Origin of the sequence: Asticcacaulis sp. MM231, assembly GCF_964186625.1 — a bacterium.
Lineage (GTDB): Bacteria > Pseudomonadota > Alphaproteobacteria > Caulobacterales > Caulobacteraceae > Asticcacaulis.
The window spans coordinates 1,960,207-1,978,285 of sequence record NZ_OZ075108.1; the positions used below are offsets into that span (position 1 = coordinate 1,960,207).

The window sequence follows — 18,079 nt, forward strand, 5'->3', positions numbered from 1 at the left end:
TCAACGGCTCCATGCCCTCCCCCCCGCAACCACGCCCCGGTCTGGATCGAGCTAGATGAGCCTTAAGGCTTCACTGCATAACCATCACTGGCGCTGACCCACAGGACGGTCTGGTCATCGTCGGGCTGTGGCACACCGTCCATGGTCGCCTTGGCGGTCAGCAGCGGCCCTGTGCCTTCGTAGCGCGTGCAGATGTCACGATCTATGACCGGCTTAAGCGCGGTCACCAGTTGGCCCAGAAAGGGTGCGGCCTGTTCGGGCGGTACGGCCTGCGCGTTGGCGCTCAGTTTGGCGGTACGGATATTGGCTTCGGTAATGGCGCCGCAGACCGCGCCATCGCGCACAGTCACATCGGCGACCGTCTCGAGAAGAGTCACAGGCGACGCCTTTACCAGCACGATGGCGGTATTGGCGAAGCTGCCATCCCCTTTCGCCGCGTACATCGCCAGCGACTTGCACGACTTCATCGCCACATTGGGCGAATAGCACTGCATCTGGCCCTTGGCCGCAGGGGCGATCGGATCGGGATAGGCCGAAGCGCTTACGGCCGCGGCCGCGAGTATAGCAACAAGCATGTAAACTCCTTATCGGCAGCCTTGGCTTAACCAGGTTCGCTGCCAGACGATCAACTCAGGACTGACAGTCCTGATCGACCTTTTTGGCGAAACCATGGCCACGGCGATCATTTCAAGCGACGTCAGAGCGGCTTAAGGCGCGCGAAAAAACGCGGTTCCGTTTCCGAAACCGCGTTCAAATTTCTGCTTTTTATTTTGCCGCCGTTTTTATCAAACGGCTTGAGCTAAGCTGATCCAGCTTAGTCCTTCTTCGGCGTAATAACCTGACGGCCCTTGTACATGCCGGTCTTCAGATCGACATGGTGAGGACGGCGCAGTTCGCCGGTGTCCTTGTCTTCGGTGTAGGCATTGGGGCCCAGCGCATCATGCGAACGACGCATATTGCGGCGTGAGGGCGAAACTTTACGCTTAGGAACGGCCATTTCCGTGTCTCTCTCAAGTCAAGGGCCCGAACCAGAAAGGCAATCAGGCACAAAATAGGGTGGCGACGCACACGAAGTGAGTCAGAAGGCGGGCCTTATGCCTCATGTTCCCCGCCTGATCAAGCACCAATTGCACTTTTTGGTGCGTCATAGTCAGGAAAGGCCATTAGCGTTCATGGCCTGCGCCAGCGGATCGTTATCGGGCAACGGGCTCCGCATAACACTTTCGATATGCAAGCGAGCCATTTCCAGCCGTTTTTCGTCATGGCTTTTCGGCGAGATCAGCCGGCGGCCGTCTTTCAGGGTCACGATCAGACCATGCGCCACGCGGCTGCCCTTGCGCTCATGGTCATAACTATGCTGCGCGACGTCGCGGATATCCTCCGCCATGATATGATGGGTTTTGCGCCACGAGGTCAGACTGAGCAGACGTATGCGGATATGGCCATCGCCGATATGCCATTCACGGTGGCGTCCGACACAGGCCCACAGGATAATGCCGAGTGCCAGCGGCAGGGCGATCACATTCATGAGGATAAAGCCGAACGGCGGCATCTTGCCGGCCTCGATCAGCGCCCAGTCGCTATAATCACTGGCAATAGCCGCCGTGGCCAGCATGACGCCGACCTGTATATAGAGGAAACGCGGCAACAGCCCCAGTTCGTCCTTCAGTGTCATGATACCCACCCTTTGCGCCAGTATAGCGCAAAGGGCAGATTTGTCATGTCTAGCCTTCGATCTGGGCCGAGGCTTCGATTTCGACCAGCCATTCCGGATTGATCAGGGCGCTGGTGCCGATAAAGCTGGAGGCCGGACGGATCTCGCCGAAGATTTCGCCGTGCGCCCTGGCGGCGTCCTTCCACAGCGACATATCGGTCAGAAAGATGCGGGTGCGGATGATGTCGGAGGCCTTACCGCCAGCGTCTTCCACCGCCTTGACGATGATGCCGAGTGCGGCCTTGGTTTGGGCGTAGCAATCACCCACGCCGGCGGTCTGGCCGCCTACGACCGGCGCTGTGCCCGACACCTCGATGCGGTTGCCAGAACGAACGGCGCGGGAGAAACCGATCTCACCCTCGAAAGGCGAACCGGACGTGATCAATTGGCGTGTCATGTGTAAATCCTCAGTTTAGACGAGACGCGAGCGCACCTTGGCGGCGGCGATGAAGCTCTGGAACAACGGGTGCGGCGCAAACGGGCGGCTTTTGAGTTCCGGGTGATACTGCACGCCGATAAACCACGGATGTTCCGGGCGTTCGACGATTTCCGGCAGCAGGCCATCGGGCGACATGCCGGAGAAGCGCAGGCCGCAGTCTTCCAGACGCTCGATATAGTCGCGGTTGACTTCGTAACGGTGACGGTGACGCTCGGACACATCGACACCGCCATAGATTTCCGCGACCTTGGAGCCTTCCTTGAGCTTGGCCTCGAAGGCGCCCAAGCGCATGGTGCCGCCGAGATTGCCGCCGGCGGCGCGCTGGGTCAGTTCGTTGCCGTTCAGCCATTCGGTCATCAGGCCGACCACCGGCTCGGTGGTGTGGCCGAATTCGGTCGATGAGGCTTCCTTGATGCCGGCCAGGTGGCGCGCCGTTTCCAGCACCGCCATCTGCATACCGAAACAGATGCCGAAATAGGGCACATTGTTCTCACGGGCAAAGCGTGCCGCTTCGATCTTGCCAAGCGCGCCGCGTTCGCCGAAGCCGCCGGGCACCAGAATGGCATGGACGTTCTCAAGGCGCTCGATCACCGCATCCGGTGCGCCTTCAAAGGTTTCCGATTCAACCCAATCGATGCGGACGCGCACATTGTTGGCCATGCCGCCGTGATAGAGCGCTTCGATCAGCGACTTGTAGGCGTCCTTGAGCACGGTGTACTTGCCGACCACGGCGATGGAGACTTCCCCGTCCGGATAGGCATAACGCTGGGTGATGTCCTTCCACATGGCGAGATCCGGCGCCTTGGCGTCTTCGATGCCGAACACGCTCAGCACTTCGGTATCAAGGCCCTGCTTGTGGTAATCGATCGGCACGGCGTAGATATTGTCGGAATCCATGGCCTGAATGACCGCGGTTTCGCGCACATTACAGAACAGGCCGATCTTACGACGTTCTTCGGCGGGGATTTCCTGTTCGCAGCGGCACAGCAGGATATCGGGCTGAATACCGATCGAGCGCAGTTCTTTCACCGAGTGCTGGGTCGGCTTGGTCTTCATCTCTCCGGCCGTCTTGACGAACGGCAAAAGCGTCAGGTGGATGAAGCAGCACTGGCGGCGCGGCAGTTCCTGGCCAAGCTGTCGGATAGCTTCAAAGAACGGCAGGCCTTCGATATCGCCGACCGTACCGCCGATTTCGACAAGGATAAAGTCGGCGTCGCCCTGATCGGACACCACGAACTGTTTGATCTGGTCGGTGACGTGCGGCACCACCTGCACGGTCGCGCCGAGATAATCGCCACGGCGTTCTTTCTCGATGATGTTAGAATAGATGCGGCCGGTGGTGATGTTGTCGGTCTTGCGGGCGTTGACGCCGGTAAAGCGCTCATAATGGCCGAGGTCGAGGTCGGTTTCGGCGCCATCGTCGGTGACGAAGACTTCGCCGTGCTGATAAGGCGACATCGTGCCCGGATCGACGTTAAGATAAGGGTCCAGCTTGCGGAGTTGCACCTTGAAGCCCCGGGCCTGGAGCAATGCCCCCAGAGCCGCCGACGCCAAGCCCTTGCCAAGCGAGGAAACCACCCCGCCAGTGATGAAAACGAAACGGGCCATATCAGACTCTTACCATAAAATTAGAGATGACCCACGGAGCTTAGCACTCCATGGGCCGAAAACAGTGTGTACCGTGTGGGCGTGAGCCCAAAAAAACGCTTAACGCGAAGCCGATGACGAAGCCGCCGAAGACTGCCAGATGCCTTCCTTGGCCTTCTCAACCTGCTTCGAGGACGCCGCTGACGAAGCCGCCGGATTGGCCGGCAGCTTGAGCGGTGCCGGCAGGGCAGCGGGCTTGGAAGCGGCAGGCTGTGTCTGTTGTTGCGGCGTGGCAGGCGCCGGAGCACCGGCCAGGGGCAGATCGCTCAGCGAAGGCGCGGCCGAGCTGGTTTGTGCGGCGGCGGGCGCAGCGGGCTGGGCCGACTTGTCGATCGTCAGGCCGGTCGTATCTACCTTATCGACGGCCGAGGTCGTCTTTTGTGAATAGTTGCCGACAATGGTCAGGCCAATGGAATTAGCGAAGAAGATAAAGGCCAGAATCGCGGTCGCCTTGGTCAGCAGATTACCTGCGCCGCGGGCCGACATGAAGCCCGAAGGTCCGCCGCCCATGCCGAGCGCGCCGCCTTCGGAGCGCTGGATGAGAATCAGGCCCGCCATGGAGACGCTGACGATGATTTGGACGGTCAAAAGTATATAAAACAGCATGTCGGGTCTTTAGGTTCTTCTATAATCTTTTTCGCGGAAAGCGCCCGTTACCGGTCGCTCGGATGAGAAGTCGCACGCCCTTAGCATCCTCCGGCGTGAATGGCCATAGGGGTCTTGGATTGCACAACAGAAATATGATGCAGGCGGACGATTACAAGGGGGTACATCTTTTATGCCCTACCGCTTCATCTGCTTGAGGGCGAAGGGCGTTCAAGGTTCTCGTCACCTCTGCTTGTCACACCGGTGCCGTGTCGGCGGCCCTGATGATCGGCATAAAGTCCTCGACCGTCAGGGACGCTCCGCCGACGAGCGCGCCGCCAACGCCTTCCAGCGCCAGCAGGTGCGCCGCGTTGGAAGCCTTGACGGAGCCGCCATAAAGAATCTGCGGCGCATTCGTACCGAAATGCTTATCGAGATGCCCCCGGATCAGAGCGAAGGCTTCGAGAATCTGCGCATCCGACGCCACCAGACCGGTTCCGATGGCCCAGACCGGTTCATACGACACATGAAACGCCTGACCTTTCAGATCGCTCGTCACACTATCCGCCAATTGGCGCGACAGCACGGGAATTGTCAGGCCGGCCTGGCGCTGATCAAGCGTTTCACCGATGCAGATGATCGGCTCCAGCCCGGCGCGCAAAGCCGCCAGCGACTTGCGCGCCACCAGGGCGCACGGCTCAAGATGACCATGGCGGCGCTCGGAATGCCCCAAAATAACCATGGAAGCGCCGGCGTCTTTCAGCATGGACGCCGAGATATCACCGGTATAGGCGCCGGAATCGGCGTGGTGGCAATCCTGCCCCCCCAACATGATATCTGTGCCTTGCAGGGCATCGGCCATAAGCGGCAAAAGGGTGGCGGGCGGAAACAGGGCGACGCGCGCGTTTAATCCGCGGCTTTGCTCGGCAATAGTGCGGGCGATCGGGAGCGACGCCTTGACGCCGTTCATCTTCCAATTGGCCGCGATCAGATGGGTTTGTGGCATTATCATTCTTTTTGGGCTGGCATTTCAGGTCTGCGGCCGGTCGGCGAACGCGCCTTCTAATGAGGCCCTGTTACTCCGGCGGTGTGTTCGCAGCGCACAAAACATAGACTGAGGCTGGCGGGCAAGCCAAGGAAAACTTGCCAAGAAAATCCTTGAAAGTCACAATTTCCCTTTGTAACAGCCTTATTCGTGCCGTAAGACACCACCATATCTGCGCGCGTGCGCTAAAAAGCGTGCCGGCTACTTTTGCGTCTACAGGATACATAAAGCGATGATCACCGCCTTCCGCGAATTTACCAAGTCATGGTTCTTTAAAGGCCTGATGGTGCTTTTGATCGCCTCGTTCGCCATTTTCGGCCTGACCGATGCGTTTAACAAGACGGGTGGCAATGATGTTATCACCGCCGGCAAGCGCGAGATCAGCTCCAGCGATTTCAAGAGCCGCTTTGAAGTGATCAAGGAAAACTATCCCAAAGAAAACAAGGGACAGACCTTCACCAACGAAGAATATGTTGCCGCCGGCGCCCATATCCGCCTGCTGAACCAGATGGCCGACGAGACAGCGTTTGCCGCCTGGCTTGATTCGATCGGCATCAAGCCATCGGCCAAGATGATCGTCGCTGAAATCGGCAAGATTCCCGCCTTCTTCAACAGCGTCACCGGCCGTTTCGACAAGGACACCTATCGTCAGTTGCTGGCGCGCAACAACATGACCGAAAAGTCGTTCGAGCAGAACATGTCGGATGAAATCGCCGGTCAGCAGTATCTGTCCGCCGCCGTCGCCGGTTTCAAGGCGCCACGCATCTATGCCGCCGCCGAAGCCGCCGTGACCCTGCAAAACCGCGACGCCAGCCTGTTCGTGGTCAACCAGTCGAACATCACAATGCCCGCCCCGCCGACCGAGGCCGATCTGAATGCCTTCTACACCGCGCGCCTGCCGCAATTGCAGATGCCGGAACTGCGCCAGGCCTCGGTGGTCCGCTTCGCCGCTGACAATTACAAGGACATCAAGGTTGACGAAGCCGCCGTCCGCAAGCTCTATGACACCCGCCTCGCCACCCTGGCCGCGCCGGAAACCCGCAGGTTCGTGCAGGTGACGGCCCAGAACGCCGGCGACGCCAACGCCATCGCCAGCGCCCTGAAAGCCGGTAAGACGCCCGAAGACGCCGCCAAGGCCCACAAGGGCCAGGTCATCACCTACGACCTGAAGCCGAAGGCCGCCGTGCCTGACGCCAAGATCGGCAACGCCGCCTTCGCGCTCAAGACCGGTGATATTTCCGGTGCCATTCAGGGTGAACTCGGCTACGCCGTCATCAAGATGGGCGAGATCAAGACCGGCTCGACGCCTTCCTATGACAGCGTCCACGCCCAACTGGTTCAGGACTACCTCAAGGAAGAGGCCGCCAACCGCGTCAACAAGGACTCGAACGCCTTCTCCGACGCCATCCGTGCCGGCAAGAATTTCGACGCCACCGCCAAGGAACTGGGCCTGACCGTCGTCAAGCTTGAGCCGATGACCGCCGATGGCCAGACCAACAATCCGCGCGCCAACTACAGCAACTACACCACCTTGGTGAAGGCGATCTACGACCTGCCGTCCGCCGGTTCGGCCTCGGACGTTGAAGAACTCGGCGAAGGCCAGTATTTCGCCGTCCGCCTCGATGCCGTGAAGCCCGCCGGTGCGCCGCCTTTCGCCCAGATCAAAAACGAACTGGCACAGTACTGGATGGCCGAAAAGGTCGGCGCCGCCATTCAGGCCAAGGCCTCTGAAGCCTCGGCCCGTCTCAACAAGGGCGAAGCCTTCGCCGCCGTCGCCGCCAGCCTGAACGCGCCGGTCCGTCAGTTCCCCGGCTTAAGCCGCGCCACGGCGCAGCAATCCGGCCTGCCGAACCCTGTGCTCGGTCGCGTCTTCGCCGGCAAGGCGGGCGAAACCTTCAATGCGCCGATTAACCAGATGAACATCGCCATTGGTCGCATCGACGCCGTCCATCAGGCTGACGTCTCCAGCGCCAACATGATGTCGACCGCCGTCCGCGCGCAAATGACCCAGAGCGTGCAGCAGGATATCGCCACGACCAACCGCACCGAAGCCCGCACCCTGGTCAAGACCGCCACCTATCCGAACACGGCCGAACTGGCGCTGGGCATCACGCCCGCCGATCCGAAGGCCGACAAGAAGGATGACAAGAAGCCCGCAGAAAAGGCCAAGCCGTGATCGCCGAGGCCGCTTCCCTGACCGCCAACGAAGGCGTCTTCACCCAGGCGTATGACGCCGGCAAACCCTATATCGTCTGCCGCAAGCTGATCGATGATCTGGAAACCCCGGTTTCGGCCTATCTGAAACTGTCGCGCAACCACCCTTTCAGCTTCCTGTTCGAGTCGGTTGAGGGCGGTGCGCTCTCTGGCCGCTATTCGATACTTACCCTGTCGCCTGACCTCGTATGGCGCTGTTTTGGTGACAAGGCCGAACTGGCCACCGGCGGTGATATCGCCAAAGGCCTATACACGCCGGACGACAAGCCGACGCTCGATTCGTTGCGCGCGCTTGTGGCCGCCAACAAGATGGATATCCCCGAAGGCCTGCCGCCGATGGTCTCCGGTCTGTTCGGTGTTTTCGGCTACGATCTGATCCGCCTGATGGAACCGCTCGGCACCGGCAATCCCGATCCCCTGAACCTGCCTGACGCCTGTCTGGTGCGTCCGTCGGTGATCTGCGTCTTCGACAATGTCGCGCACGAGATCCTGCTCGCCAGCCCGGTGTGGCCGGACGGCCGGACGGCTCATGATGCCTATAGCGGTGCCCTTGCGCGTCTTGACGCTGTGGAATCCGACCTGCGCGTGCCGCTGGCCGCCCAGCCCGCCGCCACCGATCACCACCAGGAGCCGTTGTCGTCACCGACCTCGGCGCAGGGCTACGGCAACATGGTCGAGCGCGCCAAGAACTATATCGCCGCCGGTGATATCTTCCAGGTCGTGCCGAGCCATCGCTTCGAGGCGCCGTTTAACCTTGATCCGTTCGCCTTCTATCGCAGCGTCCGCCGCCACAACCCTTCGCCCTACCTGTTCTACCTGAACTTCGGCGATTTCCAGCTGGCCGGCTCATCGCCGGAAATTCTGGTCCGTATCCGTGATGGCAAACTGACGATCCGCCCGATCGCCGGCACGCGTCGCCGCGGCAAGACACCGGCCGAGGACAAGGCGCTGGAACTGGAACTGCTGGCCGATCCGAAAGAGCTTTCCGAACACCTGATGCTGCTCGATCTGGGCCGCAACGATGTCGGCCGCGTCGCCAAGCCCGCGTCCGTGCGTGTCACTGAAAAGTTCGTCATCGAGCGCTACAGCCACGTCATGCACATCGTCTCCAATGTAGAAGGCGATGCCCCGAACGATCTGGATGCGGTCGATGCCCTGCTGGCCGCCCTGCCCGCCGGCACGCTCTCAGGTGCGCCCAAGGTGCGCGCCATGGAGATCATTGACGAACTGGAATCGGTCAAGCGCGGCGTGCTTTACGGCGGCGGTGCGGGCTATATCTCCAGCGGCGGCAGCGTCGATGTCTGCATCGTGCTGCGCACAGCCCTGTTCAAGGATCATATGATCTATGTGCAGGCCGGCGCCGGCGTGGTGGCCGACAGCGTACCGCAAACCGAGTATGAGGAAACCTGTCACAAGGCAGGTGCGCTCATCAAGGCCGCGCAGGACGCCTGGCGTTACGTCTACAGCCAGAACTAATTAATTATCTAGATTGATGGTTTCCTGGGTCGGTGACTCCAGGGCCATCTTGGCGCGGACAAATTCGTTCTGATCGATACCGGCTGTTTGTTCAGCGGCAGCGGGGAGCTGCGCGCTCGAAAGCTGGAAATCGACGGCACGAAACTGCACTTGCGGCACGGCCAGTCCGGACAGCATTGTCCCACCGTCCGTCTGATGTGCAGAATTGAGCGACGCCACCTTGACCGCGTTAACGGCGCCGTTCATCGGCATACGGGTCATGGTATAGGTAAAAAACATGCCGGCGCTGACAACACCCAGCACGGCAATGATCGGCACATAACCTGGGGCGCGCTTCTTCATCGGCCTGTTGAGCAGCATCATGGCCTCGTAAAGGCGCTCGTCGCTCAGGTCGCTTGTTTGTGCGTCCGCTAATCCGTTACGAATTCGATGTCATGCGCCGCACCTTACGGATATTTGGCACGACACAAAAGTCTTGTGATGTTTAGGCTTGGAAAGGCGGATGCAATTGCTTAGATACATGCTGAATGTGTGGGCGCGCTGTTGTTAGTGGGTGAGAGACACCTTACCAGACTGCGCTTACGGAGGCCTTAATGATCTTGGTTATCGATAATTATGATAGTTTCACTTACAACCTCGTCCATTATCTGGCCGAGCTTGGCGCGGAGACGCAGGTCTATCGTAACGACGCGCTGAGCGTTCAGGACGCCCTGGCGCTGGCGCCGAAAGCCATCCTGCTGTCGCCGGGCCCTTGCGCCCCCGATCAGGCCGGCATCTGCCTGCCGCTGCTGCGCGCCGCCCCCGAAGACATGCCGGTTCTGGGCGTCTGCCTCGGTCACCAGTCGATCGGTCAGGCCTATGGCGGTGATGTCATCCGCGCCAAGACCCTGATGCACGGCAAGACCAGCCAGATACACCATAATAACAAAGGCATTTTCAAAGACTTGCCCGATCCATTTACAGCGACACGTTATCACTCGCTGGCGGTAAAGCGCGAAACCCTGCCCGACGATCTGGAGGTGACCGCCTGGACCGAAGACGGCGAGATCATGGGCGTGCAGCACAAGACGCGCCCGATCCACGGCGTCCAGTTCCACCCTGAATCGATCGCTACCGAAGGCGGTCACCAGTTGCTGTCGAACTTCCTCGACCTCGCCGGTATCGAGAACCACAACCTCTATGTCTGACGCCTTCAAGCCGCTGCTGTCGAAACTGGCTGACGGCACCACCCTGAACGAAGAAGACGCCGAGTCCTTCTTCTCGGCCTGCCTGCGCGGCGAACCGACCCCAGCTCAGGTGGCTGCGGCCGTGACGGCGATCCGTATTCGTGGCGAAACGGTTGGCGAAATCGCCGCCTGCGCCCGCGCCATGCGCAAGGCCGCCATCCATCTGGATCATCCCTACGATGTGATAGATGTGTGCGGCACCGGCGGGGATGGGCTGCATACGCTGAATATCTCAACCGCCGTCGGTTTCGTGGCGGCCGGTGGCGGCCTGAAAGTGGCCAAACACGGCAACCGCGCCATCACCTCGAAATCCGGTACCGCCGATGTGCTGGCGGCGATCGGCGTCAATATTGAAGCGACACTGGAGCAACAGCGGACGGCGCTCGATGAGGCCGGCATCTGCTTCATGTTCGCCCAGTCGCATCACGGCGCCATGAAGCACGTGTCGCCGATCCGTCAGCAACTGGGTTTCCGCACCATTTTCAACCTGCTGGGCCCGCTCAGCAATCCGGCCGGCGCCAAACGTCAGGTGGTCGGCGTGCCCTCGCCGCGCTTTGTTGAACCCATCGCGCAGGCGCTTGGCCAGCTTGGCGCCGTCAAGGCGTGGTCGGTGCATGGATCTGGCCTCGACGAACTCACCACAACCGGCGAAACCGATGTGGCCGAATGGCGTGACGGCTTTGTCCGCCTGTTCAAGATCACGCCGGAGGCCGTGGGCCTGCCGCGCGCGGCGCTGGCCGATATCACCGGCGGCGCGCCGGAGCATAATGCGGCGGAACTTCTGGCCTTGCTCAATGGCAAAAAGAGCGCCTACCGCGATATCGTCCTCCTCAATGCCGCCGCCGCCTTCCTGGTGGCCGACAAGGTCGAGACGCTGCGTGAAGGGGTTGAACTGGCCATGGTCGTGATCGATGACGGCAAGGCGAAAGCCGCGCTCGATACCCTGATCCGGACGACGCCGCCCTATAACGCCCCCCTATAACATAAGTGTTGAGTGGCTAAGACGTGGCGCGACATGATAGTGTCGCCACGCCCGCCAAAGGAGACGATATGCAGGATATTCTGGAGAAGATCGCCACGTACAAACGTGAGGATGTGGCCGTGCGCCGCGTCAACACGACGCTGAGCGATCTCGAATCCGCGATCGAAGCTGCGGGCCCCACGCGCGGCTTTGCCCGCGCGCTAATCGCCAATCAGCAACCGGGCGGACTGTCGCTGATCGCCGAGATCAAGAAGGCCAGCCCTTCCAAGGGTTTGATTCGCGAAGATTTCGATCCGAACTATCTGGCGCAGTGTTATGAGGCCGGTGGGGCTAGTTGCCTGTCGATCCTGACCGATAACCCAAGCTTCATGGGCCACGAATTGCACTTCCAGTCGGCGCGCGGGGCGGTATCCCTGCCCTGTATCCGCAAGGAATTTCTCGTCGATACCTGGCAGGTGACCGAATTGCGCAGCCTGGGCGCTGACGCCATCCTGGTCATCATGGCGATGATCGATGATTCGCTGGCCGCCGATCTGATCGATACCGCGCATCACTACGGCATGGACGCCCTGGTCGAGGTTCACGATGCCGAAGAAATGCGCCGCGCACTTACACTGAAATCAAAGCTGATTGGTATAAACAACCGTAATCTAAGAGATTTTCATGTCGATCTGGCCGTGACCGAAGAACTGGCCCATATGGTCACGCCTGAGCATATTCTGGTCGCAGAAAGCGGTATTTTCACGCCGTTTGACGTCAGGCGTCTGGCCCGCACCGGCGCCACTGCCATGCTGGTGGGCGAAAGCCTTATGCGCCAAGGCGATGTCACCGAAGCGACGCGGACCCTGTTGTCCATTTAAGCAAAAATGCGGTAATTTTTGCGGCGTTAGCTTGACATTAACAAGAACACATATAGAACATCGGCTATTGGTTCATGACTTGTTCTGTGAACACGCAGACAGGCATTGCGAAATAGGTGTTCTATGCTGACGACCAAACAACGCGAACTCCTGATGTTCATTCACGAACGCATCAAGGAAAGCGGCGTCTCGCCATCGTTCGATGAAATGAAAGAGGCGCTCGATCTGGCGTCGAAATCAGGTATCCACCGCCTCATCACGGCGCTGGAAGAGCGCGGCTTTATCCGTCGCCTGGCGCACCGCGCCCGCGCCCTCGAAGTCATCAAGATGCCCGATCAGGCCACGGCCTCTGCACCGCCGCGCGGTCGTCAGGCCTTTGTGCCGCAAGTGGTTGAAGGCTCACGTCCACTTGAAAACTCCGCTCCCATCAATGACGACACCCGCGAACTGCCGCTGCTGGGCAAGATCGCCGCCGGTGTGCCAATCGAAGCAATGGGGCAGGAACGCGACCGCATCCATGTCCCCGAAGCCCTGCTGGGCGCCGGCGAGCATTATATCCTCGAAATCGAAGGCGATTCGATGATCAATGCCGGTATCCTGAATGGCGATTTCGTCGTCATCAAGAAGACCGATACGGCACAGTCCGGTGAGATCGTTGTGGCCCTGGTCGATGAAGACACCGCCACGCTGAAACGCCTGCGCAAGAAGGGCGGCTCGATTGCCCTTGAAGCCGCCAATCCGGACTACAAGACCAAGATCTACAACGACGGTCAGGTCAAGGTTCAGGGCCGTCTGGTCGGCCTGATGCGGCGCTACCACTAATAGACGGCGTCGCCCTCGGCTTGCGAGGGGTTTGACCAGTAGCGATGACCACGCAAGGGCTGGGCAGCCTTGATCTCCCAGCCCTTTTGCGTATCCGTCTGGCGCGTCAGTTGCAGGGCGCCAAGCGTGCGGAAATCACCGGCGCTGATACGGTTGACGCTGGCGCATTCATCCTGCCAGTCGCCGACCGGACTGCGCAGGACCACCAGATCGCTGGCTTAACAGAGTTCCGTCAAGCGCTCTGGCTTAGGCGGTTTGTTGCTGAACCAGAAACCGACCTTCATAGGGGCGTCAGGCTTCGGCATGCAACCATAGCCCTTGCAGATATAGTCGGCATCGCGCGCTAATATTCTGTGGCGTCAGCCCGTAATGCTGGCTCCATTGCGTGAAACCATACTGTCGCACGCGATCGCGCATGACATAGGCGCCTGCGGACGCCCGGATCGCCGCATTACCGCCCTCAGAGTCGATCCAGATATCCGGCGGCGTCACGCGCGGCCACCACCGGATAGCGCACGCCGCCAGCAGACCGGCCCATCGGGCCTTGCCACGCACCAGACAAACCCACAACAGCCCGATAAATGAGATGGCCAGCACATAGGCCGGTGCGCTTGGCCAGTTCAGCACGGCGTGCGGCAGGTCAGCGGTGATGGCGGCGATACGCTCGATGAGCCAAAGCCCTGCCCCGGCGATACGCAGGAACAGCAAGCCAATCGGCGTGGCGGAAAAGACGGTGCCAAGCGCCAGTGACGGCATCACCACAAAGGCGGTAACTGGCGCCTCGAACAGGTTGGACAGAAGACCGTAGACCGAAAAGCGGTTGAAATAGGCGATGGCGAAAGGTGTGGTAGCGGCGGTCGCCACGACCGAGGCCAGAAGCGACAGCCAAAGCCCACGCAGGGCCGACTGGATGGCCTTAACCCACATCGGCACGCTGATTTCAGTAACGGGAGGCTTGAGCGTTTCCGCCAGCGCCAGAAGGGCGGCGGTGGCGCTGAACGACATCTGGAAGCCTGGCTGGATCACGGCCTCCGGCGTCAGGCAAATCACGACGATGGCGGCGATGGCCAGCGCTCTCAGGCTCAAGGCGCGGCGGTCGAGCAGGATGGCACCGAAAGCGACGCAGGCCACGACCGCCGAGCGCACGGCCGGCGCCGGCGCTCCGGATATGGCAAGATAGAGCAGGATGCAGATGATGCTCAGCCCCGCCGCCCATTTCTTGATCGGCGCATGCAGGGCCAGCCACGGCACGGCGGCCATCAGGCCTCGCAGGGCGAAGAAGACGAAGCCACCGACAATCGCCATATGGAAACCTGAAATCGACAGGATGTGCGCGAGGCCGGAATCGCGCATATCCTGGATCAGGGCCTGCGGAATAAAGGTTTCATGGCCGGTCACCAAAGCCGCCGCGAAGCCGCCGATGGCGCGGCCATTGGCAAATTCCGGCGTGATGCCGGCCACCAGTTTTTCGGTGATCGACCAGCGCAGCTGATTGAGCTTCAGGATCATATCCAGCCACCAGCCCGGCTTGTCCGCGGATACGATGCGCGGCTGGCCGGGGACCATCCCAACCCCGCCGATGCACTGAAAACAGGCGGCGCGGGCAAAATCATATCCGCCCGGCATATTCGGCGGCGGCGGCGGATTGAGGATGGCGAAGACCGAGATCGCATCACCTGGTTTCAGGCGATCGCCTCCACCGTGCCCGGCTTGAGCGTCACGCGCAGCCGCAGCGGTGTGGCTTCCGGCCTCACGCCGCGCAGCGATATCGGCGCCAGCAACAGCCGCGGCTGGTCTTCGCTTGGCGACACGATATCGACCACATAGGCGGTCAGGGTATAGGTGGAGATCTCCGAGCCCAATACCGGCGCCCGCACATGCTCAGTGCGCAGCTTGCACACCATAACACCCAAGGCGAAAGCACATAAAAGAACTACAAAATTAAGGAGATATCCAGCTAAATTAAAGCGCCGCATGACCGACAGAGCCGCCACTATCGCCAGAGACGGCAGGCCCACCCATAGCCATGACGGCTCGAACAGCAGGCTGAGATAGGCGGCTGCACCGCATCCCATAGCGACCGGCAGCCACAGAAACAGCCGCCCGGCCTGCAGGCTCAGCGCATCCACCGTGCGATTTTTGATGAAAAGAATTGCGGATTTCAAACGCACATCGCCCCAAAGTGCCCAAAAATACGATGAAAGACCTTGGGTTCGCGGCAAAGAGAGCTATAAGACGCTCACAAACCTTCCCCCCCTTACCGTAAATGACCATGACCCAACCAAAATCGCAAGTCGTCACCCGTTTCGCTCCCTCGCCGACCGGCTACCTGCATATCGGCGGCGCCCGCACGGCCCTGTTCAACTGGCTCTATGCGAAACATACCGGCGGCAAGTTCCTGATCCGCGTGGAGGACACTGACCGCGAACGCTCGACTGTGGCCGCTGTTGACGCCATTTTCGAGGGGCTCGACTGGCTTGGCCTGAAGCCTGACGACACCGTGGTCTTCCAGCATGCGCGCGAAAAGCGCCACAAGCAGGCTGTCGCCGAGCTGGTGGCCAAGGGGCGCGCCTATGCCTGCTTCATGACGCAGGAAGAAACCGAAATGGCCCGTGAGGAAGCCCGTGAGGCGGGTCATGCCCTGCGCTCGCCGTGGCGAGACCGCACGCCGACTGAGGCCGAACTGGAGCAACCGCATGTTATTCGCTTCAAGGGGCCGTTGGGCGACGCCCTCGTGGTGCCCGATGCGGTGCAGGGCGACGTCACCTTCAACACCAAGGACATGGACGACCTGATCCTGCTGCGCTCCGATGGCAACCCGACCTATAACCTCGCTGTCGTGGTCGATGATCATGATATGGGCATCACCCACGTCATTCGTGGCGACGATCACCTGAACAATGCCGCGCGCCAGAGCCTGATCTATATGGCTTTTGGCTGGGAGTTGCCGACCTTCGCGCATATTCCGCTGATCCATGGCCCCGATGGCGCCAAGCTTTCCAAGCGCCATGGCGCGCAGGCGGTGGGTGAATACCAGAGCCTTGGCTATCTGCCCGAAGCCATGCGCAACTACCTGACACGCCTTGGCTGGTCGCATGGCGATGACGAGATTTTCGACGACGCGCAAGCCATTGAATGGTTCGATGTCAGCGGCATCAACAAGGCGCCGGCGCGGCTCGATTTCGCCAAGCTGGGCTCGGTCAACGCCCACTGGATCCGCGTGGCTGATGATGCGCGCCTGGTCAATCTGGTCATGGCCGAGCTGATCGCCACCGGCCACAAGGAAGCGCCGGACACGCGCGAAATCCTCACCCGCACCCTGCCCCTCGTCAAGGAGCGCGCCCAGACCATCGTGCAATTGGCGCAGGCCGCGCATTTTGCGCTGACGAAAGGGCCGGTGCCGCTTGATGAAAAGACAAAAAATCTGCTCACCGAAGAAACAATTTCTCGCCTCAAGCGTCTTCACGAAAATGTGTTGCTATGGGACAACTGGGACGCCGATTATATTGACGGACAATTGAAAAAATTCGTTGAAAATGAAGGTGTTGGCTTCGGAAAGATCGGCCCTGTGCTGCGTGGAATTCTCTCTGCCGGACACCCCGCACCGGATATTTCCAGACTTTTGGCCTCCATTGGCCGCGAAGAGAGCCTCCTTCGCTTAAAAGGGGGGCTTTTCATTTAGAAGGAGTGTTTATATAGCAGGCGCGACGCCGATTTTAGGTGCGCCGCACACAGGCCCCGCCAAGGGTCGAAACCTTATCTGAGGTAGCGTAATATGAGCCAGACTAACCCCGCCCAAATCAATTTCGAAGGCAAGGCCGTCGATCTCCCTGTGATGAAGGGCACGCTCGGACCGGACGTCATCGACATCCGCAAGCTGTATGCCGAAACCGACGCCTTCACCTACGATCCGGGCTTCACCTCCACGGCCTCGTGCGAAAGCAAGATCACCTTTATCGATGGTGACAAGGGCGTTTTGCTGCACCGCGGTTATCCGATTGGACAACTGGCCGAAAAGTCCAGCTTCCTTGAAACCTGCTATCTGCTGCTGCATGGCGAACTGCCGACCGCCGCGCAATCGGAAGAGTTCGAGACGACGATCACGCGTCACACCATGCTGCACGAGCAGTTCGACCGCTTCTTCTCGGGCTTCCGCCGCGATGCCCACCCGATGGCCATCATGACCGGCGCTGTCGGCGCCCTGTCGGCCTTCTATCACGACAGCCTGGATATCCACGATCTGAAGCAGCGCGAAATCTCGGCGCACCGTCTCATCGCCAAGATGCCGACCATCGCCGCCCGCGCCTTCAAATACAGCGTCGGCCAGCCCTTCGTGCATCCGCTGAACAAGCTCAGCTATTCGGAAAACTTCCTGCGCATGTGCTTCGCCGTACCGGCCGAAGAGTATGTGGTGAACCCGGTTCTGGCCAAGGCGATGGACCGCATCTTCATCCTTCACGCCGACCACGAGCAAAACGCCTCGACCTCGACCGTCCGTCTGGCCGGTTCGTCGGGCGCCAACCCGTTCGCCTGTATCGCCGCCGGCATCGCCTGCCTGTGGGGGCCGTCGCACGGTGGCGCCAACGAAGAAGCGCTCAACATGCTAAAGGAAATCGGCACGCCCGAGCGCATTCCTGAGTTCATCGAAGGCGTCAAGGCCCGCAAGTACAAGCTGATGGGCTTCGGTCACCGCGTGTACAAGAACTACGATCCGCGCGCGACGGTCATGAAGCAATCGGCTGACGAAGTGCTGGCCGCTGTCGGCGATCCGAATGATCCTCTGTTCCAGGTCGCCAAGGAACTGGAGCAGATCGCGCTGAACGACGAGTTCTTCATCGAGCGCAAGCTGTATCCGAACGTCGACTTCTATTCCGGTATCACCCTGTCGGCCATGGGCTTCCCGACCACCATGTTCACCGTGCTGTTCGCTTTGGCGCGCACCGTGGGCTGGATCGCCCAGTGGAAGGAAATGATCGAGGATCCAGGTCAGAAGATCGGCCGTCCGCGCCAGCTCTACACCGGCTCCGGTCAGCGCGACTATATTCCGGTCTCGCAACGCGGCTAAGTGA

Annotated in this window: 19 protein-coding genes; 8 read left to right on the top strand and 11 right to left on the bottom strand. The window is 60.3% G+C overall.

The genetic code is table 11. The annotated features are described in order from the left end of the window. Positions 1-62: 62 nt before the first annotated feature. From ABQ278_RS09610 to tpiA, 7 genes are all read right to left on the bottom strand, one after another. Positions 63-575: a hypothetical protein gene (locus ABQ278_RS09610; RefSeq protein WP_349319404.1), complete on the bottom strand. Its 513-nt coding sequence runs from the start codon at positions 573-575 to the stop codon at positions 63-65. 239 nt (positions 576-814) lie between these two features. Next, a complete protein-coding gene (gene rpmF, locus ABQ278_RS09615) occupies positions 815-997 on the bottom strand; it encodes a 50S ribosomal protein L32 (protein WP_018080198.1) in 183 nt (60 codons plus the stop codon). A gap of 153 nt (positions 998-1,150) precedes the next feature. After that, positions 1,151-1,675 (bottom strand): hypothetical protein, encoded by a 525-nt coding sequence (locus tag ABQ278_RS09620; RefSeq protein WP_349319405.1) that lies wholly within the window; start codon positions 1,673-1,675, stop codon positions 1,151-1,153. A 49-nt stretch (positions 1,676-1,724) separates the two neighbouring features. After that, positions 1,725-2,111, bottom strand: a complete 387-nt coding sequence (locus ABQ278_RS09625) for a RidA family protein (RefSeq protein WP_349319406.1) — start codon at positions 2,109-2,111, stop codon at positions 1,725-1,727. 15 nt (positions 2,112-2,126) lie between these two features. Continuing rightward, complete coding sequence (locus tag ABQ278_RS09630; RefSeq protein ID WP_349319407.1) at positions 2,127-3,761, bottom strand: CTP synthase; 1,635 nt, start codon at positions 3,759-3,761, stop codon at positions 2,127-2,129. Positions 3,762-3,860: 99 nt separating this feature from the next. Then, positions 3,861-4,406 carry a preprotein translocase subunit SecG gene (gene secG, locus ABQ278_RS09635; RefSeq protein ID WP_349319408.1) on the bottom strand — a complete coding sequence of 182 codons (546 nt, stop codon included), beginning with the start codon at positions 4,404-4,406 and terminating at the stop codon, positions 3,861-3,863. A gap of 235 nt (positions 4,407-4,641) precedes the next feature. Next, positions 4,642-5,391: a triose-phosphate isomerase gene (tpiA, locus tag ABQ278_RS09640; RefSeq protein ID WP_349319409.1), complete on the bottom strand. Its 750-nt coding sequence runs from the start codon at positions 5,389-5,391 to the stop codon at positions 4,642-4,644. Between the two features lie 271 nt (positions 5,392-5,662). Here tpiA and ABQ278_RS09645 point away from each other — a divergent pair, with 271 nt between their 5' ends. Next, on the top strand, positions 5,663-7,606 hold the full coding sequence (locus ABQ278_RS09645; RefSeq protein ID WP_349319410.1) for a SurA N-terminal domain-containing protein: 1,944 nt from the start codon (positions 5,663-5,665) through the stop codon (positions 7,604-7,606). Next, positions 7,603-9,120 (top strand): anthranilate synthase component I, encoded by a 1,518-nt coding sequence (gene trpE / locus ABQ278_RS09650; RefSeq protein ID WP_349319411.1) that lies wholly within the window; start codon positions 7,603-7,605, stop codon positions 9,118-9,120. Before ABQ278_RS09645 ends, trpE begins: the two co-directional genes overlap by 4 nt. On the opposite strand, the gene ABQ278_RS09655 is transcribed toward trpE, so the two are convergent. Then, positions 9,121-9,483 (bottom strand): hypothetical protein, encoded by a 363-nt coding sequence (locus ABQ278_RS09655; protein ID WP_349319412.1) that lies wholly within the window; start codon positions 9,481-9,483, stop codon positions 9,121-9,123. A gap of 230 nt (positions 9,484-9,713) precedes the next feature. Here ABQ278_RS09655 and ABQ278_RS09660 point away from each other — a divergent pair, with 230 nt between their 5' ends. The 4 genes from ABQ278_RS09660 (at position 9,714) to lexA (ending at position 13,010) form a co-directional block, all read left to right on the top strand. Further along, on the top strand, positions 9,714-10,307 hold the full coding sequence (locus tag ABQ278_RS09660) for an aminodeoxychorismate/anthranilate synthase component II (protein WP_349319413.1): 594 nt from the start codon (positions 9,714-9,716) through the stop codon (positions 10,305-10,307). After that, on the top strand, positions 10,300-11,328 hold the full coding sequence (trpD, locus tag ABQ278_RS09665; RefSeq protein WP_349319414.1) for an anthranilate phosphoribosyltransferase: 1,029 nt from the start codon (positions 10,300-10,302) through the stop codon (positions 11,326-11,328). Before ABQ278_RS09660 ends, trpD begins: the two co-directional genes overlap by 8 nt. 68 nt (positions 11,329-11,396) lie before the next feature. Further along, on the top strand, positions 11,397-12,188 hold the full coding sequence (trpC, locus tag ABQ278_RS09670; protein ID WP_349319415.1) for an indole-3-glycerol phosphate synthase TrpC: 792 nt from the start codon (positions 11,397-11,399) through the stop codon (positions 12,186-12,188). Positions 12,189-12,311: 123 nt separating this feature from the next. Beyond that, on the top strand, positions 12,312-13,010 hold the full coding sequence (gene lexA / locus ABQ278_RS09675) for a transcriptional repressor LexA (RefSeq protein ID WP_349319416.1): 699 nt from the start codon (positions 12,312-12,314) through the stop codon (positions 13,008-13,010). Here the strand turns inward: lexA and ABQ278_RS09680 are convergent. The 3 genes from ABQ278_RS09680 to ABQ278_RS09690 all read right to left on the bottom strand — a co-directional run bounded on the left by ABQ278_RS09680 (position 13,007) and on the right by ABQ278_RS09690 (position 15,175). Then, on the bottom strand, positions 13,007-13,216 hold the full coding sequence (locus ABQ278_RS09680) for a hypothetical protein (RefSeq protein ID WP_349319417.1): 210 nt from the start codon (positions 13,214-13,216) through the stop codon (positions 13,007-13,009). The genes lexA and ABQ278_RS09680 overlap by 4 nt on opposite strands. Positions 13,217-13,301: 85 nt before the next feature. Then, positions 13,302-14,636, bottom strand: a complete 1,335-nt coding sequence (locus ABQ278_RS09685) for a ComEC/Rec2 family competence protein (RefSeq protein ID WP_349319418.1) — start codon at positions 14,634-14,636, stop codon at positions 13,302-13,304. Positions 14,637-14,692: 56 nt separating this feature from the next. Next, entirely contained in the window at positions 14,693-15,175 is a 483-nt protein-coding gene (locus ABQ278_RS09690) for a hypothetical protein (protein ID WP_349319419.1), read from the bottom strand. A gap of 107 nt (positions 15,176-15,282) precedes the next feature. On the opposite strand from ABQ278_RS09690, the gene gltX reads away from it, so the two are divergent. Continuing rightward, the gene (gene gltX, locus ABQ278_RS09695; RefSeq protein WP_349319420.1) at positions 15,283-16,692 is read left to right on the top strand and encodes a glutamate--tRNA ligase; all 1,410 of its coding nucleotides are present in this window, start codon (positions 15,283-15,285) and stop codon (positions 16,690-16,692) included. A 93-nt stretch (positions 16,693-16,785) separates the two neighbouring features. Beyond that, positions 16,786-18,075, top strand: coding sequence for a citrate synthase (gltA, locus tag ABQ278_RS09700; protein ID WP_349319421.1), 1,290 nt, complete (start codon positions 16,786-16,788; stop codon positions 18,073-18,075). Positions 18,076-18,079: the final 4 nt, after the last annotated feature.